Genomic DNA, 25,479 nt, shown 5'->3' with positions numbered 1-25,479 from the left:
CCGCTTTCGCGAGCAAGCCCGCTCCCACAGGGATTGCGGCCCAATCAAATTCAGCGCAATACCAACAAGTTCCGTTTACAGGCATTTCGCTATATATTCCGATATATAGCGTTTAACCCCTCGCATCGGCGCAGTTCACCCCCTATAAAAACTGCCCACTGCACTTGCCTACCACGGAGCCGTTCCATGACCATTCGTGCCTCACGTTTCGCCCCTACCTGCCTGGCGAGCCTGCTCGCTGTCTTCGCTTTCGGCTCGGCCCAGGCCGATGAAGTCCAGGTGGCTGTGGCCGCCAACTTCACTGCGCCGATCCAGGCGATCGCCGCCGATTTTGAAAAAGACACCGGGCACAAACTGGTAGCGGCCTATGGCGCGACCGGTCAGTTCTACACCCAGATCAAGAACGGCGCGCCGTTCGAAGTGTTCCTCTCAGCCGACGATACCACCCCGCAAAAACTTGAAACCGAAGGCGACACGGTCAAAGGCTCGCGCTTCACCTACGCCATCGGCACCCTCGCGCTGTGGTCGGCCAAGGAAGGTTATGTCGACGCCAAGGGCGAAGTGCTGAAGAAGAACGAGTACCAGCACCTGTCCATCGCCAACCCGAAAGCTGCGCCGTATGGCCTGGCCGCAACCCAGGTGCTGGCTAAAGAAGGCCTGACCGACAAGGTCAAGGACAAGATTGTTGAAGGCCAGAACATCACCCAGGCCTACCAGTTCGTCTCCACCGGCAACGCGGAACTGGGCTTCGTCGCCTTGTCGCAGATCTATAAAGACGGCAAAGTCACCAGCGGTTCGGCCTGGATCGTTCCGGCCAGCCTGCACGACCCGATCAAACAAGACGCGGTGATCCTCAACAAAGGCAAAGACAACCCGGCCGCCAAGGCACTGGTTGAATACCTCAAGGGGCCGAAAGCCGCTGCTGTCATCAAGTCTTACGGTTATCAACTCTAAATGACGCTGACGAGTGCCGATTTTTCCGCCATCTGGCTGACCCTGAAACTGGCGTCCCTGACGACCGTCATCCTGTTGGTGATCGGCACTCCGATTGCGTTATGGCTGTCGCGCACCCGCTCCTGGTTGCGTGGCCCGGTCGGGGCGATCGTCGCCCTGCCCCTGGTGCTTCCACCCACGGTGATTGGCTTCTATTTGCTGCTGATGCTCGGGCCTCACGGGTTCGTTGGCCAGTTCACCCAATCACTGGGGCTGGGCACCCTGACTTTCAGTTTTGCGGGGTTGGTGATCGGCTCGGTGCTGTATTCGATGCCGTTCGTGGTGCAGCCTCTGCAAAACGCGTTTTCCGCCATCGGCACTCGCCCACTGGAAGTCGCCGCCACCTTGCGCGCCAACCCCTGGGATACGTTTTTCAGCGTGATCCTGCCTCTGGCTCGTCCCGGTTTTATCACCGCCGCAATTCTCGGCTTCGCCCATACGGTCGGCGAGTTTGGCGTGGTGCTGATGATCGGCGGCAACATCCCGGACAAGACCCGCGTGGTCTCGGTGCAGATCTACGATCACGTCGAAGCCATGGAGTACGCCCAGGCCCATTGGCTGGCCGGGGCGATGCTGGTGTTCTCTTTCCTGGTGTTGCTGGCGCTCTACTCCAGCCGTAAAACCAAAGCGGGCTGGAGCTGATTGATGATTCAAACCCGCCTGAAACTCAGTTATTCGGGGTTCGCCCTGGACGTGGACCTGCAGTTGCCCGGTCGCGGTGTCACTGCGCTGTTCGGCCATTCCGGGTCGGGCAAGACCACCTGCCTGCGCTGCATCGCCGGGCTGGAGAAGGCCGAAGAAGGCTTTATCCAGGTCAACGACGAAGTGTGGCAGGACAGTCGCCAGAAGATTTTCGTCCCACCGCACAAACGCGCCATCGGTTATGTCTTCCAGGAGGCGAGCCTGTTTCCACACCTGTCGGTACTGGCCAACCTGGAATTTAGCCTCAAGCGCATCCCGAAACAACAGCGCCGGGTCGATATGGCCCATGCCACCGAATTGCTGGGCATCGGCCATTTGCTGGATCGTCATCCGCAGCACCTCTCCGGCGGCGAACGCCAGCGCATCGGCATTGCCCGCGCCCTGCTCACCAGCCCGAAACTGCTGCTGATGGACGAACCGCTCGCAGCGCTGGACAGCCAACGCAAAAACGAAATCCTGCCGTATCTGCAACGGCTGCACGACGAACTGGACATACCGGTGCTGTACGTCAGCCATTCCCAGGATGAAGTGGCACGCCTGGCCGACCATATCGTCCTGCTCAGCGACGGCAAAGCGTTGGCCAGCGGTCCGATCGGCGAAACCCTGGCCCGCCTCGATTTACCGCTGGCCCTGGGTGACGACGCCGGCGTGGTCATTGAAGGACAGGTCAGCGCTTACGACACCGGCTATCAACTGTTGACCCTGCAACTGCCAAATTCCGGCCTGAATCTGCGCGTCCCCCATTCGCCAATGACCGAAGGCCAGGCGTTGCGCTGCAAAGTGCAGGCGCGGGATGTCAGCTTGAGCCTGCAAAGCACCGAGCACAGCAGCATCCTTAACCGCCTGCCGGTTACGGTGATCAGTGAGTTGGGCGCCGACAATGCCGCCCATGTGCTGATTCGCCTGGACGCCGGCGGCACCCCGCTGCTGGCGCGCATCACCCGATATTCTCGGGATCAACTGGGCATCCATCCCGGCCAACAACTCTGGGCGCAAATCAAGGCAGTGGCAGTGCTGGCCTGAATCTGTTGGCACCTCGGCGACGGCACGCGGTCAATGGCTGTACAAGCCCCTGATTAGCTGCCAAGGACTACCGCCATGCCCGATACCGCGCTGACCGATGTGTTGCCACCCGACTTGCATTACGTCGATGACACCCAGCCCGGCATCACCCGCAGGAAACTGCGGGGCAAATTCTGTTATTTCGATCCATCGGGCCAGCGCATCACCGATCCCGACGAAATCAAACGGATCAACGCCCTCGCGGTGCCACCGGCCTACACCGATGTGTGGATCAGCGCCGACCCGCGAGGCCACCTGCAAGCCACTGGACGCGATGCCCGGGGCCGCAAGCAATACCGTTATCACGCGCGCTGGCGCGAAGTGCGCGATGCCGACAAGTACTCGCGGTTGCGTGACTTCGGCCTGGCCCTGCCGAAACTGCGCAAGCAACTCGAAGCCCTGCTGGCGGCGCCCGGTTTCAGCCGCGACAAGGTCATGGCCACGGTCATCACCTTGCTCGATGCGACGCTGATCCGCGTTGGCAACACGCAGTACGCCAGGGACAACCGCTCCTATGGCCTGACCACCCTGCGCAGCCGTCATGTCGAGGTCAACGGCAGTGCGATCCTGTTCCAGTTTCGCGGTAAAAGCGGCGTCGAGCATCAGATCACCGTGAAAGACCGGCGCCTGGCGCGAATCATCAAGCGCTGCCTGGAACTCCCCGGACAAAACCTGTTCCAGTACCTCGACGAAAACGGCGAGCGCCACACCGTCAGCTCTTCCGACGTCAACGCCTACCTGCAAACCCTCACCGGCGCTGACTTTACCGCCAAGGACTACCGCACCTGGGCCGGCAGCGCCCTGGCATTGTCGGTATTACGGGAATTGCACTGGGAACCGGAATCCGACGCCAAGCGGCACGTGGTGGAAATGGTCAAGAACGTCGCCAAACAGTTGGGCAATACCCCGGCGGTGTGCCGCAAGTGCTACATCCACCCAGCGGTGTTGGAGGGATTTATGCTGGGTGCTCTGGCTGAGCTGCCGCGGGCAAGGGTGCGTAAAGGGCTCAGGGCTGAAGAGGTTGGTTTGGCGATTTTTCTGGAGAAGATGGTCGCCGCTGCCGAAAAAGCCTGACAGCGGCGACGCTATCGCTTGAACAACCGACGAACTACCCGGCTATTTTTTGCACGATCGCCAAGGGCTTCTATAGTTGATCTGAACACGAATCAGCTACGGTGGTGCCATGGAAGACATTTTCGTTGTGAAACGTTGCAACAAAATCATCATTCATGGCCGCCGAGCCGGAGAAGTCAATCACGAGCCGCCCGAGGCCGCCGTCTGGTTCCGCATCACCGATACCCGCACCCGGGGCTTCATCGGTGACGGCTTCGACCTTGAAGAAGATGCCCGACGCGAGTGCCATCAACTCAATGCGCGCTCACAAGTGACAGCCCGGCAAAGTTCATAATTTGTTTCCGGGTCTATACTCAAATCAGCTGAAGGACCAGCGACCCCATCGGCAGAGAGCTCGCACCCGCGGGCTTTTTGCTGCCACTGCCAGTTTGCTTTAAATGGAGGTGTGTCATGTCTGAAAAAGAGTCCATCACCACCCTGCTCACCCTGCTTGACTCCCGTCAGGCTCGTCTCGCTGCCGCGTGCAAGGAAATTGCCGACTGGGTCGATCATCAAGGCGGGCATCCTACGGCACTGAAAATCCGTGACCGGTTGAACGACATCGAGAAAGACACACCGCTGATTCGTAGCACTCTGTCTTCTCTGCGCCCTGTCGAACCACCGCTGCCTCGGTTCAGATAATCATTTGTCTCAAGGACAGGCCTGACTCAGGAAGCATGAACGGCGACAAGACAGTCACCGAGACCCTGCCTGCCTGATTGCCTCCTGCCTCACCCGCAACCCGGCCCCAGCGCTGGGATTTTTTTTGCGTGTTTGTTTTCACATTGCGTTCACAACCTACCCCCTACTGTGGCCCTACTCCTTTGAAGAATCCCTTGGCCCGCCCGCATGCGGGCCTTTTTTTTGCCTGTCGGTTCCAAATACGAACGCTGCCGCCGATGGGAGGTCAAACCCACATACGTCACGAAGGAGACGTTTCAATGGTTACTCACTTCAAAGTCGGCGGTCACCTGGCCTGTGGTCACACGGGCGCCAAACTGGTTTCGAGCAAAATACTGTCCCAGGTGAAATGCAGAAGTTGCCGCAATACCGATGCATTCAAGGACGCACGTAAAGACGAACGCAACGCGGCACGTCGTGCGGCGCGCAAGGCCAAGGTGACTCACACCGCCAGTGACTGGCGGGCGGAGTGGACTCAGCGGTTGACGGACATGGCAGGACTGCAAAGGTTGCCCCGTGGATTTCGCGGTCAGGCATTCGTTTAGCAGGCATTCGTTTGGATAGTCGCCTCGGGCCGATCTGATCGGCCCGAGATCCTTTTGCGACGCCCCCCCGTCACCAGAAACTAAATCCCTTTGGCGGTTTGTAATACGAACACAGAAGCCCCAGCGCCGCTCTACCGGTCTCGTCACGTACCATCTCATCCTGAGCACGCCGTATTTCTTCTTGATAGTCCGGGGAAGTTTCGGCGATGAGGGTTTCTGCTTTTACCTCATCAGTCACCTCCATCTCCGGGGTATTGATGAAGTTCTTATAGGAGTAGTTGCCTGCAGGGTTTACTTGGGTGCATGCCCTCTGCCCCGCGATGAGTTTTACGGCGATCTCACGATCGGTAAATTCCTCGGCGACTGGGGCCTGGATATAACTCAGGCCGGAAAAGGCGACGCCATACGCGATGGCTGTTTTTTTCATCACTGAAATCAAAATCGAAGCTCCATGCCTGTCAAAAACAATGAACCGGAAACGACAAAGGCCTGCATGAGGTTTCTCATGCAGGCCTTTGATATATGTGGTGCCCGAAGCCGGAATCGAACCGGCACGCCCTTACGAGCGGGGGATTTTAAGTCCCATGCGTCTACCAGTTTCGCCATTCGGGCGGTAGCGCGGTGCAGCGGTCTGAAAAATGTCCGGGAAACCCTGGCAGTTCTGACCCTGGTGCAACAGAGGGGGAAATATATACATCCCGCTCTGGTGAAGCAAGTTCGCAGACGTCCTTTTCAAGACTAAATCTTGCAGGACCACGAAATAAAAAGCTCCGTAGATCAAAGATCTACGGAGCTCGTTTAAAGTGGAAGCCGAGGACCTGGTCGAACCGGCATCCAAGGATCTGAAATCCATCAACAAAACAAGCAATTTCAAAAGGTTAGCAGCTTTAGCGCATCGTGGGCTAATGATTTTTCAAGGCCTGCCGCGCAGTTCGCATCGGAGCGAAAATATGTAGGACATTTCCCAGGCGCAATCAGGCTTCCGAGCAGCGCAGGCCCTATCGTCCAGCCCACAAAATAATCTGAACATGCGCAACACATCCCAAAAGATGCGGAACACTTCACTTTCCTGAAGGCATAAAAAAAGCCCCGTAGATCATTGATCTACAGGGCTTTTAAGAGTGGAGGCCGAGGTCGGAATCGAACCGGCGTAGGTGGATTTGCAATCCACTGCATAACCATTTTGCTACTCGGCCTCAAACATCGGATGTCAGTAGCACGACACCAGATGCATACAAACGCTGAGCTTCGAGAGTTAATTGAATCGTTCTCTAACTCCTTGAAAACATTGAGCTTTTTCAGCGGTCAGTGCTTTCGATGGCGTGAATTATGTACTGATTTCCCGAGGCTGGCAACCCCTTGATTTCAAAAAAATTTCTTCCGGGTTGAAGGTACAGGGTTCACGCGGTGTGAGCCAGCAGACACTGGACCAAGGCATCAAAGACCACCCTGCAGCGCGGACTGTTGCGCAGGTCTTCGTGCATAGTGACCCAGGCGTCCAACTCAAAGGTGAAGTGCTCGGGCAGTACCTGAACCAGGCTGGCCGAGCGCCTGGCCAGTGCCGACTGGCAAAAACCGATGCCAGCGCCGGCGCGGATCAAGGCCAGTTGGGCCATGTCACTGTCGGAGCGCAGGGCAAAGCCTTCGCGGGTCCAGCCTGGCATGCGCTTGCTGGCGGCGCGGATGAACGGCGTTTCGCTGTCGAAACCAATCAACGTGTGCTGCGCGAGGTCTGCCGGCACCTTGGGCGTTCCGTATTGTTGCAAATAGTCGGCATGTGCGTGGAGCCCGACTTTGACGTGGCCGACACCACGCGCAATAAGCTGTTCCTGTTTCGGTGGGGTCATGCGCACCGCGATGTCGGCCTCCCGTTGCAACAAGTCCTGCACGCGATTGGTGGCCACCAGTTCAATTGTCAGTTGTGAGTGCGCCCGCCGTAGCTGCGCCAGTGCCGTCGGTAGCACTTCCACGCCAATCACTTCGCTGGCGGTGATGCGCACGGTGCCGCCGGTAGTTTGTCCGTGACCTGCCATGGCTCGCTCAAGCGCCGCCGCATTGCTGCGCATGGCCTCGGCGTAGCTGCGCAGGGTCAACGCCGCCTCGGTGGGCATCAGTCCGGTTCTTGAACGGGTGAACAAGGTCTGTTTGAACGAAGCTTCCAGCTCGGCAATGTGCCGCCCCACGGTGGGTTGGGTGATGCCCAGCGCCCGTGCGGCAGCCGATAGCGAGCCGTGGGTCAGCACCGCCAGAAAGCTTCGATAGAGTTCCCAACCAATGGATTTAGTCATACATAAATGTATAGCTAGTAGCTGATATTCAGCAATTTCTTTCATCCCCGGTGGCGTACCAGAATGTATTCATGATCTGGGAGAACGCGATATGACGCAGAAAATTCTGGTATTGGGTGCAACGGGCGGCATCGGCGGTGAAGTGGCGCGACAACTGCGCGACGCTGGATGGAAAGTCCAGGCGTTGCAGAGGGGGCTGACGCAAAGCAGCGAAACCCGCGAGGGCATTCTCTATCTGCGTGGCGATGCGCTGAACCGCGAAGACGTTATGCGCGCAGCACAGGGTTGCAGCGTGCTGATCCACGCGGTCAATCCGCCCGGTTATCGACGCTGGAATGATTGGGTGCTGCCGATGATGGACAACACCATCGCCGCAGCCGTGAAGGAAGGCGCGACTATCGTGTTGCCAGGCACGGTCTACAACTTCGGCCCGGAGGCATTTCCGTTGTTGACCGAGGATGCGGCGCAACATCCACTGCCCCGTAAAGGCCGGATCCGCGTCCAGCTCGAACAGCGCCTGCACGCCGCAACGCAACAAGGCGTCCGGGCGATTGTGCTGCGGGCCGGGGATTTTTTCGGTCCGCAGGCGGGCAACAATTGGTTTTCCATGGGGCTGATCAAGCCTGGGCAAACCGTGAAGCACATCAACCTGCTGGGTGATCCCGGGGTGGGTCATCAGTGGTCCTATTTGCCCGATGTTGCGCAGACCATGGTGCAACTGCTCAGCCATCGGGAGAGCCTGGCGCCCTTCTCCAACTTTCATATGGCCGGGCATTGGGACGCTGATGGCAGGCAGATGGCGATGGCCATTGCCCGATGCGTCGAGCAGCATGGCGGTGAGGCGAAATTGCGGGCGTTTCCCTGGTGGTTGACACGCCTGGCCGCGCCGTTCGTGACCACCCTGCGGGAACTGCTGGAGATGCGTTACCTGTGGCAGCAACCACTGCGCATGGACAACCGCCGATTGCTCGCAGTGCTCGGGACTGAGCCGCACACACCGTTGGCCCAAGCGGTCGAAGCCACCCTGAAAGGTTTGGGGTGTCTTTCACTGCCCAATCGTTGAGTCTATCGGCGATACTCGGCGCACCTCTCATAGGATTTGAAAGTGAGCGCCGAACCGATGAACAACAAAAAAACCACCCTGATCCTCTGCGGAGTACTCGCCCTGCCCTTGGGCGTGCACGCGCAGGAAACGCCATCGCATCTGGACAGCGTCATGCAGCAGGGCCTGCTGACGGTCTGCACCACCGGCGATTACAAGCCCTACACCTTTAAAAACGAAAGCGGTGAATACGAAGGCATCGACATCGCAATGGCCCGGTCCCTGGCCGACAGCCTCGGCGCCAAAGTGCAATGGGTACAAACCACCTGGAAGACCCTGATGCCCGACCTGCTGGCCGGCAAATGCGACATCGCGGTGGGCGGGATTTCCGTGACCCTGGAGCGGCAGAAAAAAGCCTTTTTCAGCAGCACCCTCGATGTCGATGGCAAAGTCCCGCTGGTGCGCTGCGAAGATCAATCGCTTTACCAGACCATCGAGCAGATCAACCAACCTTCAGTGCGTCTGATTGAACCGGCGGGCGGCACCAACGAGGCGTTTGTCCATGCCTACCTGCCCAAGGCGCAACTGCTGCTGCACGACAATGTCACGCTGTTCCAGGCGCTGCTGGACAAGAAAGCTGACGTGATGATCACCGACGCGTCAGAAGCGCTGTATCAGCAGAAACTCAAGCCAGGGCTGTGTGCGGTGAATCCGAGTCAGTACTTTCAGTATGGCGAGAAAGCTTATCTGCTGCCCCGCGATGACATGGCGTGGAAGCAATATGTTGATCAGTGGTTGCACTTGAGCAAGGTCACCGGCGGCTATCAGAAGATCGTCGGTGAATGGCTGGCCCGTTAACTCACCGCCACCGCCCTGCGCAACCGCTGCCGGTATTCACTCGGTGTTTCCTGCATTTCATGGCGGAAGTGCCGATTGAAATTCGACAGGTTGGCGTAGCCCACTTCAAAGCAGATATTGGCGATGCTGATACTGCTTTGCGCCAGTAACCGGCAGGCCCGCTGCACCCGCAGTTTGCGAGTCAGGTCGACGAAGGTGTGGCCGGTGGCGCGTTTGAAGAACTTGGAGAATGCCGGCTCGCTCATCTCCAGGCGCTGGGCAATGACGGACAGGCGCAGCTCTTCGGCGAGGTCATTGAGGATGTAGTCGAAGACGATGCTCATGCGCTGGGCCGTCAAGGCATCGAGCATCGGCGCGTATTGCAGGCTGGCGAGGGTCTTGCGTTCGCTTTCGGGCGCCGATGCCAGCAGTTGCAGCAACGACAGGAACAGGCATAACCGCTCAAATCCCTGGCTGCGGCCGATCTGTTCCAGCAGGTTGGCGGCCCTCTTGCGGGTGGCGCCCGCGAACTCGATGCCCTGGGCCGCTTGCCGGAACAGGCTCTGCAACTCGTTGAGTTCTGGCACCAGGTTGCGCAACTGCATCAACGCCTGGCCATCGAACTGCAACACCACGTCACGCCCGGCAATCACCTCGCCTTTTCCCAGATCGCTGATCCAGTCGTGGGGTAACCCGGGGCCGATCAACGCCACATGGCCGGCCTCGAACAAACCGATGTAATCCCCCGCCAACAGCCGACCATTGCCTTCGCGAATCAGGTGGATCTCGAATTCGGGATGATGATTCCAGCGCGCCAGGTCGAAAGGATAGTCGTGCTCATACCAGCGAAAGCTGTGCTGCGGCTCGTTGAGAATGACTTCGAGCGCGGGCTGTTTGTCCGCGGTGGCGTAATGGCTCATCACAATCGCGTCCTTATTGTTTTTGTCGATCAGGCAAGGTTCACACTAAGGCGTGGGGCTTGCCTAGCGCAACGCACGGCGGCGACTGATACTTTTTTTCCGCGTCGGCGGCCGGTCAAAAAAGTATCAGTGGGGCATGCGCCGTTCATTTGTGAGGCCTTGGGGTTGCTGTTGTAATCGGCTCGCCATCCCGGATTACAACAATAAAAGTTTCTGCTGCCTGAGCCGCAGAGCGGAGAACACGATGAAGCCATTGCCCAACGCACTTTTCCTGTCCGCCGGTTTTTCCTTCGCCCTGCTCGGCCAGGCCGCCGAGACCGTTACCATCGCCACGGTGAACAACAGCGACATGATCCGCATGCAAAAGCTGTCGAAAACCTTCGAGGCGGCGCACCCGGACATCAAGCTCAACTGGGTGGTGCTGGAAGAGAATGTCCTGCGCCAACGCCTGACCACCGACATCGCCACCCAAGGTGGCCAATTCGATGTGCTGACCATCGGCACTTACGAAACGCCCTTGTGGGCCGCAAAAAACTGGCTGGAACCGATGACGGAGCTGCCGGCCAGCTACGACGTCGACGATATCTTCCCCTCGGTGCGCCAGGGGCTTTCGCTCGCCAACACGCTCTACGCCCTGCCGTTCTATGGCGAAAGCACGGTCACCTATTACCGTACCGACCTGTTCAAGGACGCGGGGCTGAGCATGCCCGAGCACCCGACCTGGACCCAGCTCGGTGAATTCGCCGGCCAGTTGCATCATCCGGACAAAGAGCAATACGGCATGTGTCTGCGGGGCAAGGCCGGTTGGGGCGAAAACATGGCGTTGCTCTCGACCATGGCCAATGCGTTTGGCGCGCGCTGGTTCGACGAACAGTGGAAACCCGAACTCACCGGACCGCAATGGACCGCCGCCGCCAAATTCTACGTCGATACCCTGAAGCGCTACGGCCCGCCCGGTGTGTCGAGCAATGGCTTCAACGAAACCCTGGCATTGTTCAACAGCGGCAAGTGCGCGATCTGGGTCGATGCCAGCGTCGCCGGTTCCTTCATCACCGACAAAACCCAGAGCAATGTCGCCGACAAAACCGGCTTCGTCGCCGCGCCGACGCAGCTCACCGACAAGGGCTCGTCCTGGCTTTACGCCTGGTCCCTGGCCATTCCCACCAGCTCCCAACACAAAGCCGCCGCCAAGGACTTTGTGACCTGGGCCACTTCCAAGGCTTACATCCAACTCGTCGCCGAGAAAGACGGCATCACCAACGTGCCGCCCGGCACGCGGATGTCGACCTACAGCGATGCCTATTTGCAGGCGGCGCCCTTCGCAAAGGTCACGTTGCAAATGATGCAGAACGCCGACCCGGCGCACCCCTCGATCCAGCCGGTGCCCTATGTCGGCATCCAGTACGTGACCATTCCCGAGTTCCAGGCCATCGGTACATCGGTGGGCAAACAGATGTCGGCGGCACTGACCGGGCAGATGTCGGTTGAACAGGCACTGGCTGCCGCACAGCAATCCACCGAGCGCGAGATGAAGCGTGCCGGGTATCCCAAATAATCAATGCAAAACCTGTGGGAGCGGGCGTGCTCGCGAAGGGGCCAGTCAGCTTGCATTAAGGTTGAATGACACTCCGCATTCGCGAGCAAGCCCGCTCCCACACTGGTTTTTTGCATTCCTGTTCTATCTCGCTAACGGATGAAAACGATGAAACGTCTGGAAGGAAAAAGCACCCTCATCACCGGCGCCGCCCGAGGCATCGGCCGGGCCTTCGCCCAAGCCTATATAAACGAAGGCGCGACCGTCGCGATTGCCGACATCAACCTGGAGCGTGCGCAAGCAGCCGCTGCCGAGTTAGGCCCGCAGGCCTATGCGGTCGAGATGGACGTCACCCACCAGGCCTCCATCGACAGTGCCATCGCAGCCGTCGTCGCGAAAACCGGCAAGCTCGATATCCTGATCAACAACGCCGCGCTGTTCGATCTAGCACCGATCACAGAGATCACTCGCGACAGCTACGAACGCCTGTTCTCCATCAACGTTGCCGGGACACTGTTCACGCTCCAGGCCGCCGCCCGGCAAATGATCGCCCAGGGGCATGGCGGCAAGATCATCAATATGGCCAGCCAGGCCGGGCGCCGGGGTGAAGCGTTGGTGGCGATTTATTGCGCGACCAAGGCGGCTGTTATCAGCCTCACGCAATCGGCCGGTCTCGATCTGATCAAGCACCGGATCAATGTGAACGCCATCGCTCCGGGGGTGGTCGACGGTGAGCATTGGGATGGCGTGGATGCGTTGTTCGCCAAATACGAAAATCGCCCGCTCGGGGAGAAGAAGAAGTTGGTGGGCGAGGACGTGCCGTTTGGGCGCATGGCGACCGCAGAGGACCTGGTGGGGATGGCGATTTTCCTGGCGTCAGCCGAGAGCGATTACATCGTGGCGCAGACCTATAACGTCGATGGCGGGAACTGGATGAGCTGATCAAGCCCGGCATGTCCCTCGCGCAGTCATGCTGGTATTGTGCAGCGCTGTGAAAATACGCCGCATGACCGAGGGGATTTGACGTTGAGTACTGATGAAAAGCTGACCGGGGACCTGTTCGCAGTGGAAGATAAACGCCTGGGGCTCAAGCCTGTCGTGGACTTCAACAGCTATCTGCGCGTGGCTTTTGGCGACGGTAAATGCACTTGCATCCGCTGCGTCGAAAGCCAGGGCGACGAGACCGGTTACGAGTATCAGCACACCTTCAATCTGGAAGGCCAGGTGGTCCATCGCCGCTTCGCCTCCACCGCCGGCAGCGATGTGTTGATGGTGCTGAAAAAGGCCTGGTTGTCGTACACCAAGGCGGAACTGGAGGTTTACGGCAATCTGGTGCTGGCGACCGTGAAGGAATTTGTCGAGCCGCCCTTGCACAAGCGTTTGCAACCGCTGTTTCTGGCCAGTGGCCTGGTCAAGGATGTGGACGGGAACCTGCAATTACAGCAACAACTGGCGGCCTGATTTTCGTTGAAGTATCCGCAAAAAAAAGCGTACCTGCTTATTTCAGGTGCGCTCCTTCTTTGCCCGGTCTTGATCGGGCGTATCGTTGCTCAGAATCTCTGAAGCGCCCTATAAAAGCCAAGCTAATTTTTCAATACGGCACAGTAAAAAACATTCTTGTCATCACTGATAACCGATGCTATAACTTCTTCACATTTCAACTAACATCCAACAATATTAGAGCAATTGGTCTAATAAGGGCTATTGCTTTATAAAAAATCGCCCCATTGACCGAGCCTCCTATCATGCCAAAGCTTACCTCAAGCCAAAGCATTTTCGAATTTGTCCAGGAGCTTGAGAACAATATCCCGGGACTGAACAAGAAAGAATACGTTGAAATACTGGAATGGATTTTCGGCAAACTGGAAGTCAGTAAATTCGCCTACGTTCATATGGATTCCAGCCCTTTCGAAAGCTCCGACATCGCCATTCACAGCAATTACCCCGCTGAATGGGTCGAAACCTATCGCAAAAACGCCCTCTACAAGTCAGATCCCGTCATGGCGAACTCCGCCATTACCTCGAATCCCTTTTTCTGGAATGAAATCCCGGAAGATTCCGACACCCGTCCCGAGATATTTGAACAATCGCAAGAATATGGCATTCAACAAGGGTTCAGTATTCCGCTTCATGAACCCGGCCGGTCCTTCGGCTCCATTCATTTAACCTCGGAAGAAAACGACCCTGACTTTGAGCGTATTGTCAGGGAAAACATGTTCATCATCAAAACCATCAGCATCATTGCCCATCAGTATCGACCCATCGAAACCAGCACTGAAAGCGCATTAAAATTGACCCCCAGGGAGCATGAGTTCCTGCACTGGCTGGCACTTGGCAAGAACTATAAGGAAATAGGCCTGATCATGAGCATTACGGAACGGACCGTTAAATTTCACGCCAAGCAAATGACCGAGAAACTGGACTGCATCAATGTCAAGCAAGCAATGATCAAAGCGTTATACCTGAACCTGATTTAGCATTTGATGTAACGAACCGTTCATCTCGCGCAATAAACCATCCCCCACTGCCCCAAAACTGCACATATATTGTGCAGCGCCGGGACAGCTGTCACCCTTTTCAAGGTCATGCAAACACGACTTTGGATGCGACGTTAAAAAGCATGACCGATGCAAATAGCCCAATGACCACCGAGATTGTTCTATTGACCATCCGCCCGGTTATAGATGAATGCAATTTGCGCCCACAATAGGCACCCGTTGCTACCCAGACAAGTCCGACTGGAAAGATAATCACCGAAAACAGCGACATAAAGGGTACGTAACTGTTAAGTGCCAAAAATGTGCCGGTCGGTGCCACGAAGGAAACGAAGAACAAACCCTTGGGATTGGTGAGTGTTGCCAGGAACAGTTCAGGAACGGTAATCGCCGCCACAACGGATGATGTATTACCCCTGGTGGAAAACCACAGCTTCAACGATATGTAAAACAAGAAACACACGGCAAAAATCTTGGTTCCCGTCACCACCCAGGAATAATCAACCGCCAGGCGGTCAATGAATACACCCCACAGTGTGATCTGAATCATATAGGCCAGCCATTCCGCACCGATAAGCCTGAACGACTGTGCGTTCAAGCCTTTGCTGATGCCCGATTGCAGCAGCAGGGAATTGGTGGGGCCAGGAACCAGCAGCACGGTAAGCAGGGAAATCGCAATGTAGTACATAGGGTCATCCATACCAGAAGCCGAAGCGGCTTATATATTCAGGAGGCGAATCAATCCATTCCCAATGCAGAGCGGCAGGACTGATAAGCATAAAATGACATCACGTCGACAGCAGAATCGAAATTGCACCCATACAGATCCAGTGACCGAAGAAAACTAATATCGGCCATTAGCGAATGAGCAGAGTTCAAGTGCAGGGAAACAACGCTCCCATACCTTTATTGCTGTTTAATTACATAAACAAAAGCCCAGCGATATCAACTGCCTTGCACCTCCCGCCTACCGCTAATAATGACAATCCGAAACCATACATCGTCGCGAATGTGACCGAGTCGACATGTTCACCAACAATCAGTTCAATAGTCGGAATTCCGAACAGGCACAGCAAGCAATATTAAAGCGCCACACCCCCTGAAAAAACCAAACTATTAATTGAACAACAGCGGGAAAAACCCGGACACTGTACTTAAGGACAGTTGTAATACTTTAGTCTAGCGTTAACAGTTAAGTCCCGACGCACAACCAAGAACGTCCGACCATGAAACAATTTCCCTGTGAATTTGAGTTTTCCGGTGTATACACCCGCATTGGCAGTTACTCGACGATCCCGCCAACAATCCTAGAGCAAATACTCTCCATTCGAAAAGTCGCATTTATCGATAGAAAAAAATGGGACATTGAAAGCTATCAGGGGAGCGACTATGAATCGGACGAATATGATGATACCGATGCGATCTATATTTATTCCCATAAAAGAGATCGCGTGACCGGCTGTGTTCGACTTCGCCCCTCCAGCAAACCCACGCTTATTTCGGGTGCCTTGAGTTTCATGCTGGCAACCGATAAGACCAGGCCCAATACAAAACATTGTTGGGAAGCCACCCGTTTTGCACTGGCCGCCAATGACAACACTATTGGCGAACTTAATAATTCGAACATCGATTTTCGCACGGCGGCAATTTTTCTGTCAATGATAAAGTTCGCCGTTAAACAAAACGTACAAGCGTATGAAGTTGTTGTAGATGCCATGATGGAAAAAATCCTTAAACGTTCCGGCTGGACAGTAAACAGACGCAATATTGCCTTGGGATCTAAGGGCGAAAAGGTCATATATGGCACGCTTGCTTGCACATCTTCCATCTACGAAGAGTTGCTGAAAAAGAACGCCCCCTCCAGAACATCGATATACGATGAAGTTCTAACCGAATCATTGATGGCCTGCTAACATCATACAGCCATCCCCGTAGAATCCGATCGACACGGACGTTATATCCCCAACTGAAACAAATAAGACACACACTGTAGATACGCTGATGGCATGTCGAAATTAGATAACAAAAACCTGAACTAACACCATGACATGGAGAGCCGATGAACTTACAAAGATTATTCCCGCACGTTGGCAAAGTCATCGCCAGCACTGGCAGTCGTAACTTTCCACGAATGCTGCATGATCTGATACTCACGGAAGTGCCTGTAGACGCCACACATATTACGGAGCAGTGGATTGACGATAGGGATATTTCTGAACTGAGCACATCCAGCATTGGCTGCGTCGGACTGAACAACACCTGTATCGACGCCATTATGGACACCCACACGGTAAAAAAGCCGTACCTACTGGCCGACGATATTTTTTTCGAAGACGCCAAATATCAGAAGCTACCGGACTTTTCCTGCTGCCTGCTCGCCCAGGACCAATCTGACAAAGTGCCACCCAGGGCTGCTGCCCAACTGCATCTGACCTCTCGAAAAAACGGTCGCCGCTACGTCCTTTCCGTTTACCGCTCCCATCTTTCCCAGGGCTTTTCGCCACAGGAATGTGCCTTTCTGAAAGATTTTTCCTGCCTGCTGTTGCCCATGGTTGAAGAGCACGTGGCTGCCCTGCTCCCATCGGCACCGTCCCGTCCGGATGCACATATCGCCCTGGATGAACCGGAACACGGCGGCATGGAAACCTTGCGACAGCGATTTGCCGATCGCTTGCTTGAGTCGGGTTTGACCCTTTCATCCCGCGAAACCGAGGTGTGCGTTGGCCTGTTGGCCGGGCATACGGCGCCGGAACTGGCCGAGCAATTCGACCTGCGCGTGAATACCGTCGAGAGCTACCTGAAACGCGCCGCGATAAAAATGGGCATCGGCGGACGCCGTTCGCTGATTCGCTGGATGCATTCGGTGGATGCCCAACAAGCCTCCGTGGCACTTCGAAGCGCCGTCTAAACACTCTTCTACTCTTTTCCCGACCGCAGCCCACAACAGGCTCGCGTCGGGAAGTCCTGTTTTAGCCCTCACTCACTACCTCCCTGTCTGGCTGCGCTCGAACCCGGCGTTTGAGCGACTGCAAAATGTCGTCCACATAGGTAAAGATCACCGGCACCACCAGCAGGCTGAGCAAGGTCGAGGTCAGCAAACCGCCGATTACCACGACCGCCATTGGCTGGCGGAAACTCGGGTCTTCGCCCAGACCCATGGCGGTCGGCAGCATCCCGGCGCCCATGGCAATGGTGGTCATCAGGATCGGCCGCGCACGTTTGTGGCAGGCATCGACCAGGGCGTCGTAACGGTTCATGGCGTAATCACGGCGCGCCATAATCGCGTACTCCACCAGCAGGATTGAGTTCTTGGTCACGATCCCCATCAGCATCAGCAAACCGATCACCGACGGCAGGGAAAAGCTCAGGTTGCAGATCAGCAACGCCACCAGCGCTCCGCCCAACGACAGCGGCAAGGCCGACAGAATCGTCGCTGGCTGCAGGAAGTCGTGGAACAGCAGCACCAGCACTGCATAGATACAGAACACACCGATGGCCATGGCCAGGCTGAAGCTGCCGAACAATTCGCTCATCAGTTGCAACTCGCCCTGCTCCACCAGTTTCACTTCCGGCGGCAGGTTGCGCATGCCCGGTAATTCGCTGGCCTCGGCCATGACTTCGCCGACGGTGCGCCCATTGAGTTCGATGGACAGGGTGATATTGCGCAAGCGGTCGAGCCGGGTGATTTGCGCCGGGCCGCTGCCCATGCGCAGGTCGCCCAATGAAGCCAGGGACACCTGGCCATCGCGACCGGTCACGCGTAATTGGTTGATCGCGTCCAGGTCATTGCGCACCAGCGGGTCCATGCGTACACGCACATCCACCTGACGTTGCGACAAGTTGATCTTGCCCAGGGCCGAGGAGTATTCGCCGTAGGTCGCCATGCGCAGGGTGTCGGCGATTTCCTGGCTGGTGATGCCCTGCTCCGCCGCCCGGGCGAAATCCGGGTGCATCTGGATCTCCGGGCGTTGCAACGCGGCACTGGACGTCACGTTGCCGATGCCTTGCAGTTGGCGCAGTTGCGGCTCCAGGGCGCTGGCGGTGCGCACCAGCAAATCGCCGTCGTCACTGGCCAGCACGATATCTAGTTTCTCGCCGCTGCCATCGCCGCCGACGTTGGCCCGCACTCCGGGCAGCGTGCGCAGGGCCTGGCGGATCTTCGCCTCGACTTCGACCTGCTTGAGCGCGCGCTCATCCCGGGGCACCAGGTCCACCGTGATAATCGAATCACCATTGCCGGTGATGTCCTTGGGGCCGGAACCCGAACTGCTGGCGGTGCCCACCGAACTGAAGACGTGTTTGACCTCGGGCATGGCGTTGAGCAGTTCATTGGCCTGCAAGGTCACGGCAGTGGTCTGGTCCAGGGTCGCGCCGGGCGGCAATTCGAGGATGACTTTGCTGCGGGACGTGTCGGCGGCGGGCAGAAAACTGGTGGGCAGCAGCGGAATCAGCATCAGCGAGCCGATGAAAAACAGGCTGGCGCAAAGCATCGTGGTCCGGCGCCAGTTCAGGGTGGCGTGGATCCAGCCCAGATAGCGCTTCATTACCTTGCCGTCGTGCTCGGCTTCATGTCGGGCGCGCAGAAAATAGGCGGCCATCATCGGCGTCAGCAGCCGCGCCACCAGCAACGAGAACAGCAACGCCGCCGAAGCCGTCACGCCAAACTGGCGGAAGATGATGCCGGCGATGCCGCCCATAAACGCCGTGGGCAGGAACACCGCGACCAGGGTCATCGTGGTCGCGAGCACCGCCAGACCGATTTCATCCGCCGCCTCGGTGGCCGCTTCCTTCGGGGTCTTGCCCATGCGCAAATGCCGGGCAATGTTCTCGATCTCGACGATGGCATCGTCCACCAGCACGCCGATCACCAGCGCCAGGGCGAGCAAGGAGACGGTGTTGAGGGTAAATCCGGCCAGGTACATCACGCCAAATGTCGGGATGATCGACAGCGGCAGTGCCGTGGCCACGATCAGCGTCGCCCGCCAGTCCCGCAAAAACCACCAGACCACCAGCACCGCCAGGAGCATGCCTTCGTACAACAAGCTCATCGAGCCGTGGTAGTTGTCGATGACCGACTCCACGGCATCACTCGCTTCAACGATCTGCACATTGGGATGTTGCTTGGCAAACTCGGTCATGGCCTCGCGCACGCCGGCGGCCACGCCAACATCGGAGAACCCCAGCGAGCGCACGACCTGGAAACCGATCACCGGTTTGCCATCGCGAAACGCCCGGGTGCTGCGTTCGGCGTGGCTGTCGCGGATATCCGCCAGTTGCCGCAAAGCCAGCAGACGCCCGTCGCCGCTGGGAATATCGATGGCGCCGAGAGCTGCCGGGTCGTCGATCGCTCCCAAGGTACGCAGTGACTGCTGCCCGCTGCCGAGGTTGCCCTGGCCGCCGGAGTTGTCCTTTTGCATCGCCTTCAATTGGCTGGCCACGTCGGCGACGCGAATACCCAGCCCGGCCATCAATGCCGGATCAAGGTTGACCTGAATCTCCCGATCCACCCCGCCCATTCGCGAAATCAGCGCCACGCCCTGGACCGACAGCAGCTTCTTGCTCACTTCGTTGTCGACGAACCACGACAGCGCCTCTTCATCCAGGCTGTCGGAATCGATGACGTAGGTCAGCAACGAGGTGGCGCTGGTGGTCAGGCGCGACACGGATGGCGTGTCCAGCGCCGCCGGCAACTGCGGAATGGCGCTGTCCACCGCGTTGCGCACTTCGTTCAGTGCCTCGTTGCCATCCTTGTCGATGGCGAAGCTGACGCTGATGCTGACCGCGCCGTCGGTGATGATCGTGGTGACGTGCTTGAGCAGGCGCAGGGAGGTGAGTTGGTCTTCGAGTTTGCGCGCCACCTCGGTTTCCAATTGCTCGGGGGCGGCGCCTTCCAGGGAGGCGCTGATCACCACCACCGGCAGGTCCATGTCCGGAAAATCCTGGATGCCGAGTTTGCCGAAGCCCACCAGACCGAAAATCGTCAGCAGGATAAACAGCATGACCGCCGGGACGGGATGGCGGATCGACAGCGCGGAAATATTCATGGCTGGGCCACCTGCGGCTGCGTCGGGATTATGGTCACGCTGGCGCCATCACTGAGAAAGGCACCGCCGGAGCGCACGATGCGTGCCGGTTCATCCAGGCCACCGAGGATTTCCACCGCGTTCTTCAGGCGCCGGCCGACTTCGACCGGTTTCTGGGCGACATGGGAATCGTCACCCAAAGTGAACACGTAGGAGCGGCCGTCCCGCAGGATCACCGCCGTATCCGGCACCGTGAGGGCTTCACGGGGCGGCAGTTCAATCTGACCACTGGCGTACATGCCAGCCTGGGCCGGGCTGTCTTTGGGCAACGCGACATACACCACGGCACGACTGGTTTTGGTGCTGAGGGTCGGCGACACCAGCCGCACTGTCCCTTCGAGGCTTTGCCCGCCCGGCAGGGTCAAACGCGCCACCTGGCCCGCCTCCACGCGAGACAACTGTCGGGCATCCAGCTCGGCCTGCCATTCGACGCGACCGTCACGCACCAGGCGAAACAGTTCATCGCCGGCGGACGGCACCTGGCCGAGCAGCGCCGTGCGTGAAGAAACAATGCCATCGTCCACCGCAATGATGCGTGTCTGCTTGAGGCGGATTTGCGCGGTTTGCAATTGCGCTTTGGCACCGGCCAGATCGGCCTTGGCGGTGGCGACCTTGATGCGGTAATCCTCGCGCTGCTGTTCGGACAACGCGCCGCCCTGCCCCACAATCCCGGCACGGCGATCGTTGGAACTGGCTTGCTGCAAACTGGCGACAGCCTGGGCGACCAACGCCTGTTGCTTGCTCTCTTCGGCCAGCACGGTTTCCGGGGCCAATGTCGCCAGCAATTGGCCTTTCTTCACGCGGCTGCCGACATCCGCGTCAAGGCTGGCGATGCGCAAACCACTGGTCTCGGCGCTGATCACGGCTTCTTGCCAGGGCGCCAAGGCACCGCTGGCCGTCAACAACTGCGGCCAGAGTTGCCGGCGGGCCTGGACCACTTCGACACTCAAACTGCTGACGCTCGGGGCATCGACCACCGGTTTGGCGCCTCCGCGCAGGGAGACAATGGTCACCACAACCGCGAGTGCAATCCCGGCGATCAGCGTGTTGCGTAATACCGGTTTCACGAGCCTTCTCCATTGCGCGCCGTCAGTGCCTGGTCGGCTTGCCAGCCGCCACCCAACGCTTTGTACAAGGCAATCCAGTAGCGAACCTGATCTTGCTGCAAGGTAATCAATTCAATCTCGGAGGTCAGGGCCAGGCGGCGGGCGGTTTCACGGTCCAGCAGGCTGACACTGCCGGCCTGCCAATTGCGATCGATAGCCGCGTAGGACTCGCGGTAACCGGCGGTGGAGCGTTCGACCTGGACCTCGCGGCGCCGCGCCGCATCGAGGCGCACCAGGGATTGTTCGACTTCCATGACGCTGGTGCGCAAGGTCTGGCGATACAGCGCCAATGCCGCGTCGTAATTGGCCTTGGCACTGTCCACCACCGAACGGCGCTTGCCGGCATCGAAAATGGGGATCGACAGGGCCGGGCCGAAGGTCCAGGAACGGTTGAGATCACCGAGGATGCTGCTCACGGAAAAATTGCCGGACAGGCTCAGGCTGGGGAAACGATCCGCCTGGGCAACGCCGATATCGGCATTGGCCGCCGCCAGTTCGCGCTCGCTGGAGGCAAGGTCCGGACGCTGGCGCAGCAGGTCGGCAGGTATTTGCTGGACGTTTAACTGGGCCGGATGAGGCAATTGCGCCGGGGTGCGGCTGAGCACTTCGACCAGTTTCCCTTCGTCGCTGCCGGTCAACGCGACCAGGCTTTTAAGCAGCACCTGGCATTCGCTCTGCTGGCTGATCAGGGTTGATTCGTTGCTGGCAGCGCTGGCGTCGGCCAGGGCGGCATCGGCCGATGAGGTGAACCCGGCGAGCAATGATTGGCGAGTCGAACGTGCTGTCTGCTGCTGGGACTGCGCCTGATCGCTGTAGGCCAACGCCAGTTTCTGGCAGCCGCGATATTGCACGTAACTGTCACCGACCTGGGCCGCCAGCGAGACCCGGGCGTCATGCCAGTCGTCCACCCGCGCTTCGATGCGGGTTCGCGCCGCTTCTTTGTTGCGCCGCAGTTTGCCGAACAGGTCCAGCTCCCACGCTGCGTCGAACTCGGCGGAAGAGCCTGAACCGCTGATGCGGTCGACGCTGGTCAACTGTCCGCCGCGCCCCCCGGACAACGTGCCCTGGACATTGGGCAGCGCATCCGCGGCATTGTTGTCCAGGGTCGCCCGGGCCAGGGCGATCTTGGCAAACGCCTGATCCAGTGAAGGGCTGTCCGCTTCGGCCATACGCAACAACTCGGCCAGGGCCGGATCGTCGAATTGCTGCCACCAGTTGCTCAGGGCCGCGACCGACGCGCCGTGGGGCAACGGTGCTTGCCATTTGGCCGGGATCGGCACCGCCGGCTCTTTATAGTCCGGCCCGAGCATGCAGCCGCTCAGGACCATGGCGCACAGTGCCAGCCACAACATTCGGCCTGAAGGCTTGAAGGCATACATAAAAATCCCTTGGCGCCCGACACAGGCACAGGCACGGCTCAGGAAGGCGATATACGGCGGATGATTAATCAACGAAGACGACTAACGACGTGTTCTTCAAAGTTGATGGCCTCGACTTAAATGAATGAGGCAGGTGTGTGATTGATTTAAACCGATGCCTGTTTCTGTGTCTGGCGTGGGAAACAGGGACATGTCCAGCCAGAAAAATTGGCGCTTGATGCAGGGCTCCAGCAGAATCAAATCCGGTTCAAAAAACGCCTTTCACAGCCCATATAACTTCGGTTTTCGCCGAGTTGAAAGTTCGTCAACCTGAACAGTTAAATCGTTTAAAAACAATCGATTGAATAACAAAAGATAACGCCGTTATCTGTTTCTCATGAAATGAAACTTGATCGGGCCAGCCAATTATCTATTGAGCCAATTGTCTGTTCACGCCTGATCGAAACCCATCGCGCGGGTGAACACGCCGAACGGCGTGCACATCGCCCATTCCGGACTTCAACTCCGGTCAGATGATCTTTCCTGCGGCCAATGAGTGATCGAATATGGAAGAGTTAAGCTACCTCAGCAAAGTCGAGTCGAATGCACGCACTTATGCGCGAACGTTCCAGCGCCTGTTTGTCAGTGGCAAGGGCATGCGCGTCAAGGATGCCAACGGCCAGGAGTTTCTCGATTGCCTGTCCAATGCCGGCACGCTGGCCTTGGGGCACAACCCGTCCGAAGTCCGCGACGCGGTGTTGCATTTCCTCGGTGGTGATCACCTGCAACAAGCCCTCGACCTGGCCACGCCGGCCAAACATGCATTCGTCAAAGAGCTGTTCTCGATGTTGCCGGCGAAAATGCGCGACACCAGCAAGATCCTGTTCTGCGGCCCCAGCGGTTCGGATGCGGTGGAAGCCGCGATCAAACTGGCGCGCCATTACACCAAGCGCTCGACCCTGATGGCCTTCCACGGCGGCTACCACGGCATGACCGCCGGCGCCCTGTCCGCCATGGGCAACCTGCACCCCAAGGCCGACAACGGCCTGATCGCCCAGGGCACGCACTTCCTGCCGTTCCCTTATCGCTTCCGCTGCCCGTTCGGCACCGATGGCGAGGCCACGGATCAACTCTCCATCGATTACATCCGCACCGTGCTGTCCGATCCCGAGGGTGGCGTGACCAAACCGGCGGCGGTCATTGTTGAAGTGGTGCAAGGCGAAGGCGGTTGCATCCCGGCCTCGGCGAACTGGCTCAAAGCGCTGCGGGAAATCACCCAGGAACAGGGGATTTTGCTGATCATCGACGAAGTCCAGACTGGACTCGGCCGCACCGGCAGCACTTTCGCCATCGAACATGCCGGCATCATTCCCGACATCCTCGTATTGTCCAAAGCCATCGGTGGCGGCTACCCGTTGTCGGTGATCGTGTTCGCCGAGCACCTGGACACCTGGAGCCCCGGCATGCACGCCGGTACTTTCCGTGGTAATCAGATCGCGATGGTGGCCGGCGCAGCCACCATGCGCCAGATCAAGGACAGCAACCTGGTGGCCCACGCGGCGAAGATGGGCACACTGCTGGAAAGCGGTCTGCAGCAGATTGCGCAACACTATTCATTCATGGGTGACGTTCGCGGTCGCGGGCTGATGCTCGGCGTGGAAATCACCAAACCTGGCGCCCATGGCAAGGCCGGCCAGGGTGATGGTGCACGGGCCCGGGCGATCAAGCTCAATTGCTTTGAGAACGGATTGATCATGGAAACCGGCGGACGGCATGGCGCGGTGCTGAGGTTCCTGCCGCCGCTGACCATCAGCGAATCGGAAGTGGGGATGGTGCTGGATCGCTTCGAACAAGCGGTGAAGAAATCCGGTGAAGCGCGTCAGCTCTATGCCGCTGAAAAAGCCTAAACCCTGACACCGACCCTGTGGGAGCGAGCTTGCTCGCGAAGGCGGTGGTTCAGTCACTATCAATGTTGACTGCACCGCCGCCTTCGCGAGCAAGCCCGCTCCCACAGGGTTTTTTATTGCCAGGTTAATCTCGGGCCAGCGCTTCCTGGCGCCCATGGCAAGGCCGGCCCGGGTGATGGCGCACGGGCACGGGCGATCAAGCTCAATTGCTTTGAGAGCGGATTGATCATGGAAACCGGCGGCCGGCATGGCGCGGTGCTGAGGTTCCTGCCGCCGCTGACCATTAGCGAATCGGAAGTGGGTATGGTGCTGGATCGCTTCGAACAAGCGGTGAAGAAATCCGGTGAAGCGCGTCAGCTCTATGCCGCTGAAAAAGCCTAAACCCTAACGCCGACCCTGTGGGAGCGGGCTTGCTCGCGAAGGCGGTGGGTCAGTCACTATCAATGTTGACTGCACCGCCGCCTTCGCGAGCAAGCCCGCTCCCACAGGTTTTTTATTGTCAGGTTAATCTCGGGCCAGCGCTTCCTGGCGCCCATGGCAAGGCAGGCCCGGGTGATGGCGCACGGGCCCGGGCGATCAAGCTCAATTGCTTTGAGAACGGATTGATCATGGAAACCGGCGGCCGGCATGGCGCGGTGCTGAGGTTCCTACCGCCGCTGACCATTAGCGAATCGGAAGTGGGGATGGTGCTGGATCGCTTCGAACAAGCGGTGAAGAAATCCGGTGAAGCGCGTCAACTCTATGCCGCTGAAAAAGCCTAAACCCTAACGCCGACCCTGTGGGAGCGGGCTTGCTCGCGAAGGCGGTGGGTCA

25 protein-coding genes and 2 tRNA genes are annotated in these 25,479 nt (G+C 58.2%); 18 read left to right on the top strand and 9 right to left on the bottom strand.

Features of this window, described 5'->3' with window-relative positions; genetic code table 11:
* Positions 1 to 186: 186 nt before the first annotated feature.
* From modA to BK665_RS18640, 7 genes are all read left to right on the top strand, one after another.
* Entirely contained in the window at positions 187 to 954 is a 768-nt protein-coding gene (gene modA, locus BK665_RS18670) for a molybdate ABC transporter substrate-binding protein (RefSeq protein WP_054050541.1), read from the top strand.
* Positions 955 to 1,635: a molybdate ABC transporter permease subunit gene (gene modB / locus BK665_RS18665; RefSeq protein ID WP_123408007.1), complete on the top strand. Its 681-nt coding sequence runs from the start codon at positions 955 to 957 to the stop codon at positions 1,633 to 1,635.
* 3 nt (positions 1,636 to 1,638) lie between these two features.
* The gene (gene modC / locus BK665_RS18660) at positions 1,639 to 2,718 is read left to right on the top strand and encodes a molybdenum ABC transporter ATP-binding protein (RefSeq protein ID WP_123408006.1); all 1,080 of its coding nucleotides are present in this window, start codon (positions 1,639 to 1,641) and stop codon (positions 2,716 to 2,718) included.
* 75 nt (positions 2,719 to 2,793) lie between these two features.
* Positions 2,794 to 3,831 (top strand): DNA topoisomerase IB, encoded by a 1,038-nt coding sequence (locus tag BK665_RS18655; protein ID WP_123408004.1) that lies wholly within the window; start codon positions 2,794 to 2,796, stop codon positions 3,829 to 3,831.
* Positions 3,832 to 3,940: 109 nt separating this feature from the next.
* Positions 3,941 to 4,165, top strand: a complete 225-nt coding sequence (locus tag BK665_RS18650) for a hypothetical protein (protein WP_123408002.1) — start codon at positions 3,941 to 3,943, stop codon at positions 4,163 to 4,165.
* A gap of 116 nt (positions 4,166 to 4,281) precedes the next feature.
* Positions 4,282 to 4,512 (top strand): hypothetical protein, encoded by a 231-nt coding sequence (locus tag BK665_RS18645; protein WP_123408000.1) that lies wholly within the window; start codon positions 4,282 to 4,284, stop codon positions 4,510 to 4,512.
* Positions 4,513 to 4,811: 299 nt separating this feature from the next.
* Positions 4,812 to 5,096 carry a hypothetical protein gene (locus tag BK665_RS18640; protein WP_123407998.1) on the top strand — a complete coding sequence of 95 codons (285 nt, stop codon included), beginning with the start codon at positions 4,812 to 4,814 and terminating at the stop codon, positions 5,094 to 5,096.
* Positions 5,097 to 5,166: 70 nt separating this feature from the next.
* Here BK665_RS18640 and BK665_RS18635 read toward each other — a convergent pair whose 3' ends face one another.
* The 4 genes from BK665_RS18635 to BK665_RS18620 form a co-directional block, all read right to left on the bottom strand.
* Positions 5,167 to 5,535 carry a hypothetical protein gene (locus BK665_RS18635; protein WP_148053233.1) on the bottom strand — a complete coding sequence of 123 codons (369 nt, stop codon included), beginning with the start codon at positions 5,533 to 5,535 and terminating at the stop codon, positions 5,167 to 5,169.
* Positions 5,536 to 5,621: 86 nt separating this feature from the next.
* A tRNA-Leu gene (locus BK665_RS18630) sits at positions 5,622 to 5,708 on the bottom strand.
* Between the two features lie 510 nt (positions 5,709 to 6,218).
* Positions 6,219 to 6,292, bottom strand: a tRNA-Cys gene (locus BK665_RS18625).
* 204 nt (positions 6,293 to 6,496) lie between these two features.
* Entirely contained in the window at positions 6,497 to 7,384 is an 888-nt protein-coding gene (locus BK665_RS18620) for a LysR family transcriptional regulator (protein WP_123407994.1), read from the bottom strand.
* A 91-nt stretch (positions 7,385 to 7,475) separates the two neighbouring features.
* Between BK665_RS18620 and BK665_RS18615 the strand changes: the two genes are divergently transcribed.
* The gene (locus BK665_RS18615) at positions 7,476 to 8,447 is read left to right on the top strand and encodes an NAD-dependent epimerase/dehydratase family protein (RefSeq protein WP_123407992.1); all 972 of its coding nucleotides are present in this window, start codon (positions 7,476 to 7,478) and stop codon (positions 8,445 to 8,447) included.
* A 57-nt stretch (positions 8,448 to 8,504) separates the two neighbouring features.
* Positions 8,505 to 9,284: a transporter substrate-binding domain-containing protein gene (locus BK665_RS18610; RefSeq protein WP_123408428.1), complete on the top strand. Its 780-nt coding sequence runs from the start codon at positions 8,505 to 8,507 to the stop codon at positions 9,282 to 9,284.
* On the opposite strand, the gene BK665_RS18605 is transcribed toward BK665_RS18610, so the two are convergent.
* Positions 9,281 to 10,183 carry a helix-turn-helix domain-containing protein gene (locus BK665_RS18605; protein ID WP_123407990.1) on the bottom strand — a complete coding sequence of 301 codons (903 nt, stop codon included), beginning with the start codon at positions 10,181 to 10,183 and terminating at the stop codon, positions 9,281 to 9,283. The two genes, BK665_RS18610 and BK665_RS18605, sit on opposite strands and share 4 nt — an antisense overlap.
* 244 nt (positions 10,184 to 10,427) lie before the next feature.
* On the opposite strand from BK665_RS18605, the gene BK665_RS18600 reads away from it, so the two are divergent.
* From BK665_RS18600 to BK665_RS18585, 4 genes are all read left to right on the top strand, one after another.
* Positions 10,428 to 11,738 carry an ABC transporter substrate-binding protein gene (locus tag BK665_RS18600; protein ID WP_123407988.1) on the top strand — a complete coding sequence of 437 codons (1,311 nt, stop codon included), beginning with the start codon at positions 10,428 to 10,430 and terminating at the stop codon, positions 11,736 to 11,738.
* Between the two features lie 147 nt (positions 11,739 to 11,885).
* A complete protein-coding gene (locus tag BK665_RS18595) occupies positions 11,886 to 12,659 on the top strand; it encodes an L-iditol 2-dehydrogenase (protein ID WP_123407986.1) in 774 nt (257 codons plus the stop codon).
* A gap of 84 nt (positions 12,660 to 12,743) precedes the next feature.
* The gene (locus BK665_RS18590) at positions 12,744 to 13,178 is read left to right on the top strand and encodes a hypothetical protein (RefSeq protein ID WP_123408427.1); all 435 of its coding nucleotides are present in this window, start codon (positions 12,744 to 12,746) and stop codon (positions 13,176 to 13,178) included.
* A gap of 284 nt (positions 13,179 to 13,462) precedes the next feature.
* Positions 13,463 to 14,194: a helix-turn-helix transcriptional regulator gene (locus BK665_RS18585; protein WP_123407984.1), complete on the top strand. Its 732-nt coding sequence runs from the start codon at positions 13,463 to 13,465 to the stop codon at positions 14,192 to 14,194.
* 106 nt (positions 14,195 to 14,300) lie between these two features.
* Here the strand turns inward: BK665_RS18585 and BK665_RS18580 are convergent, their stop codons facing one another.
* Positions 14,301 to 14,900, bottom strand: coding sequence for a LysE family translocator (locus BK665_RS18580; RefSeq protein ID WP_123407983.1), 600 nt, complete (start codon positions 14,898 to 14,900; stop codon positions 14,301 to 14,303).
* A 538-nt stretch (positions 14,901 to 15,438) separates the two neighbouring features.
* Between BK665_RS18580 and BK665_RS18575 the strand changes: the two genes are divergently transcribed.
* Together BK665_RS18575 and BK665_RS18570 are read left to right on the top strand one after the other, a co-directional pair.
* Positions 15,439 to 16,125 (top strand): acyl-homoserine-lactone synthase, encoded by a 687-nt coding sequence (locus BK665_RS18575; protein WP_123407981.1) that lies wholly within the window; start codon positions 15,439 to 15,441, stop codon positions 16,123 to 16,125.
* 146 nt (positions 16,126 to 16,271) lie between these two features.
* The gene (locus BK665_RS18570) at positions 16,272 to 17,120 is read left to right on the top strand and encodes a helix-turn-helix transcriptional regulator (protein ID WP_123407979.1); all 849 of its coding nucleotides are present in this window, start codon (positions 16,272 to 16,274) and stop codon (positions 17,118 to 17,120) included.
* 61 nt (positions 17,121 to 17,181) lie between these two features.
* Here BK665_RS18570 and BK665_RS18565 read toward each other — a convergent pair whose 3' ends face one another.
* From BK665_RS18565 to BK665_RS18555, 3 genes are read right to left on the bottom strand one after another with little or no spacing between them, the layout of a single operon-like run.
* The gene (locus tag BK665_RS18565) at positions 17,182 to 20,256 is read right to left on the bottom strand and encodes an efflux RND transporter permease subunit (RefSeq protein ID WP_123407977.1); all 3,075 of its coding nucleotides are present in this window, start codon (positions 20,254 to 20,256) and stop codon (positions 17,182 to 17,184) included.
* Positions 20,253 to 21,308 (bottom strand): efflux RND transporter periplasmic adaptor subunit, encoded by a 1,056-nt coding sequence (locus BK665_RS18560; protein ID WP_375538945.1) that lies wholly within the window; start codon positions 21,306 to 21,308, stop codon positions 20,253 to 20,255. The genes BK665_RS18565 and BK665_RS18560 overlap by 4 nt, the downstream gene beginning before the upstream one ends.
* A gap of 50 nt (positions 21,309 to 21,358) precedes the next feature.
* Positions 21,359 to 22,780 (bottom strand): efflux transporter outer membrane subunit, encoded by a 1,422-nt coding sequence (locus BK665_RS18555; protein ID WP_123407975.1) that lies wholly within the window; start codon positions 22,778 to 22,780, stop codon positions 21,359 to 21,361.
* Positions 22,781 to 23,325: 545 nt separating this feature from the next.
* On the opposite strand from BK665_RS18555, the gene BK665_RS18550 reads away from it, so the two are divergent.
* From BK665_RS18550 to BK665_RS18535, 3 genes are all read left to right on the top strand, one after another.
* Complete coding sequence (locus tag BK665_RS18550; protein ID WP_123407973.1) at positions 23,326 to 24,666, top strand: diaminobutyrate--2-oxoglutarate transaminase family protein; 1,341 nt, start codon at positions 23,326 to 23,328, stop codon at positions 24,664 to 24,666.
* Between the two features lie 228 nt (positions 24,667 to 24,894).
* A complete protein-coding gene (locus tag BK665_RS18545; RefSeq protein WP_259699627.1) occupies positions 24,895 to 25,047 on the top strand; it encodes a hypothetical protein in 153 nt (50 codons plus the stop codon).
* A 227-nt stretch (positions 25,048 to 25,274) separates the two neighbouring features.
* Positions 25,275 to 25,427 carry a hypothetical protein gene (locus BK665_RS18535; protein WP_259699627.1) on the top strand — a complete coding sequence of 51 codons (153 nt, stop codon included), beginning with the start codon at positions 25,275 to 25,277 and terminating at the stop codon, positions 25,425 to 25,427.
* Positions 25,428 to 25,479 lie beyond the last annotated feature (52 nt).

Source organism: Pseudomonas frederiksbergensis (assembly GCF_003732665.1).
GTDB lineage: Bacteria > Pseudomonadota > Gammaproteobacteria > Pseudomonadales > Pseudomonadaceae > Aquipseudomonas > Aquipseudomonas frederiksbergensis_G.
Note: the sequence above shows the minus strand (reverse complement) of the source record. Positions and strands in the feature narration are given on the sequence as shown.

What these genes read in the sequence shown, in the direction of transcription:
- modA (WP_054050541.1), top strand. Translation starts at nt 187, where the DNA reads ATGACCATTCGTGCCTCACGTTTCGCCCCTACCTGCCTGGCGAGCCTG.
- modB (WP_123408007.1), top strand. Translation starts at nt 955, where the DNA reads ATGACGCTGACGAGTGCCGATTTTTCCGCCATCTGGCTGACCCTGAAA.
- modC (WP_123408006.1), top strand. Translation starts at nt 1,639, where the DNA reads ATGATTCAAACCCGCCTGAAACTCAGTTATTCGGGGTTCGCCCTGGAC.
- BK665_RS18655 (WP_123408004.1), top strand. Translation starts at nt 2,794, where the DNA reads ATGCCCGATACCGCGCTGACCGATGTGTTGCCACCCGACTTGCATTAC.
- BK665_RS18650 (WP_123408002.1), top strand. Translation starts at nt 3,941, where the DNA reads ATGGAAGACATTTTCGTTGTGAAACGTTGCAACAAAATCATCATTCAT.
- BK665_RS18645 (WP_123408000.1), top strand. Translation starts at nt 4,282, where the DNA reads ATGTCTGAAAAAGAGTCCATCACCACCCTGCTCACCCTGCTTGACTCC.
- BK665_RS18640 (WP_123407998.1), top strand. Translation starts at nt 4,812, where the DNA reads ATGGTTACTCACTTCAAAGTCGGCGGTCACCTGGCCTGTGGTCACACG.
- BK665_RS18620 (WP_123407994.1), bottom strand. Translation starts at nt 7,384, where the DNA reads ATGACTAAATCCATTGGTTGGGAACTCTATCGAAGCTTTCTGGCGGTG.
- BK665_RS18615 (WP_123407992.1), top strand. Translation starts at nt 7,476, where the DNA reads ATGACGCAGAAAATTCTGGTATTGGGTGCAACGGGCGGCATCGGCGGT.
- BK665_RS18610 (WP_123408428.1), top strand. Translation starts at nt 8,505, where the DNA reads ATGAACAACAAAAAAACCACCCTGATCCTCTGCGGAGTACTCGCCCTG.
- BK665_RS18605 (WP_123407990.1), bottom strand. Translation starts at nt 10,183, where the DNA reads ATGAGCCATTACGCCACCGCGGACAAACAGCCCGCGCTCGAAGTCATT.
- BK665_RS18600 (WP_123407988.1), top strand. Translation starts at nt 10,428, where the DNA reads ATGAAGCCATTGCCCAACGCACTTTTCCTGTCCGCCGGTTTTTCCTTC.
- BK665_RS18595 (WP_123407986.1), top strand. Translation starts at nt 11,886, where the DNA reads ATGAAACGTCTGGAAGGAAAAAGCACCCTCATCACCGGCGCCGCCCGA.
- BK665_RS18585 (WP_123407984.1), top strand. Translation starts at nt 13,463, where the DNA reads ATGCCAAAGCTTACCTCAAGCCAAAGCATTTTCGAATTTGTCCAGGAG.
- BK665_RS18580 (WP_123407983.1), bottom strand. Translation starts at nt 14,900, where the DNA reads ATGTACTACATTGCGATTTCCCTGCTTACCGTGCTGCTGGTTCCTGGC.
- BK665_RS18575 (WP_123407981.1), top strand. Translation starts at nt 15,439, where the DNA reads ATGAAACAATTTCCCTGTGAATTTGAGTTTTCCGGTGTATACACCCGC.
- BK665_RS18570 (WP_123407979.1), top strand. Translation starts at nt 16,272, where the DNA reads ATGAACTTACAAAGATTATTCCCGCACGTTGGCAAAGTCATCGCCAGC.
- BK665_RS18565 (WP_123407977.1), bottom strand. Translation starts at nt 20,256, where the DNA reads ATGAATATTTCCGCGCTGTCGATCCGCCATCCCGTCCCGGCGGTCATG.
- BK665_RS18555 (WP_123407975.1), bottom strand. Translation starts at nt 22,780, where the DNA reads ATGTATGCCTTCAAGCCTTCAGGCCGAATGTTGTGGCTGGCACTGTGC.
- BK665_RS18550 (WP_123407973.1), top strand. Translation starts at nt 23,326, where the DNA reads ATGGAAGAGTTAAGCTACCTCAGCAAAGTCGAGTCGAATGCACGCACT.
- BK665_RS18545 (WP_259699627.1), top strand. Translation starts at nt 24,895, where the DNA reads ATGGAAACCGGCGGCCGGCATGGCGCGGTGCTGAGGTTCCTGCCGCCG.
- BK665_RS18535 (WP_259699627.1), top strand. Translation starts at nt 25,275, where the DNA reads ATGGAAACCGGCGGCCGGCATGGCGCGGTGCTGAGGTTCCTACCGCCG.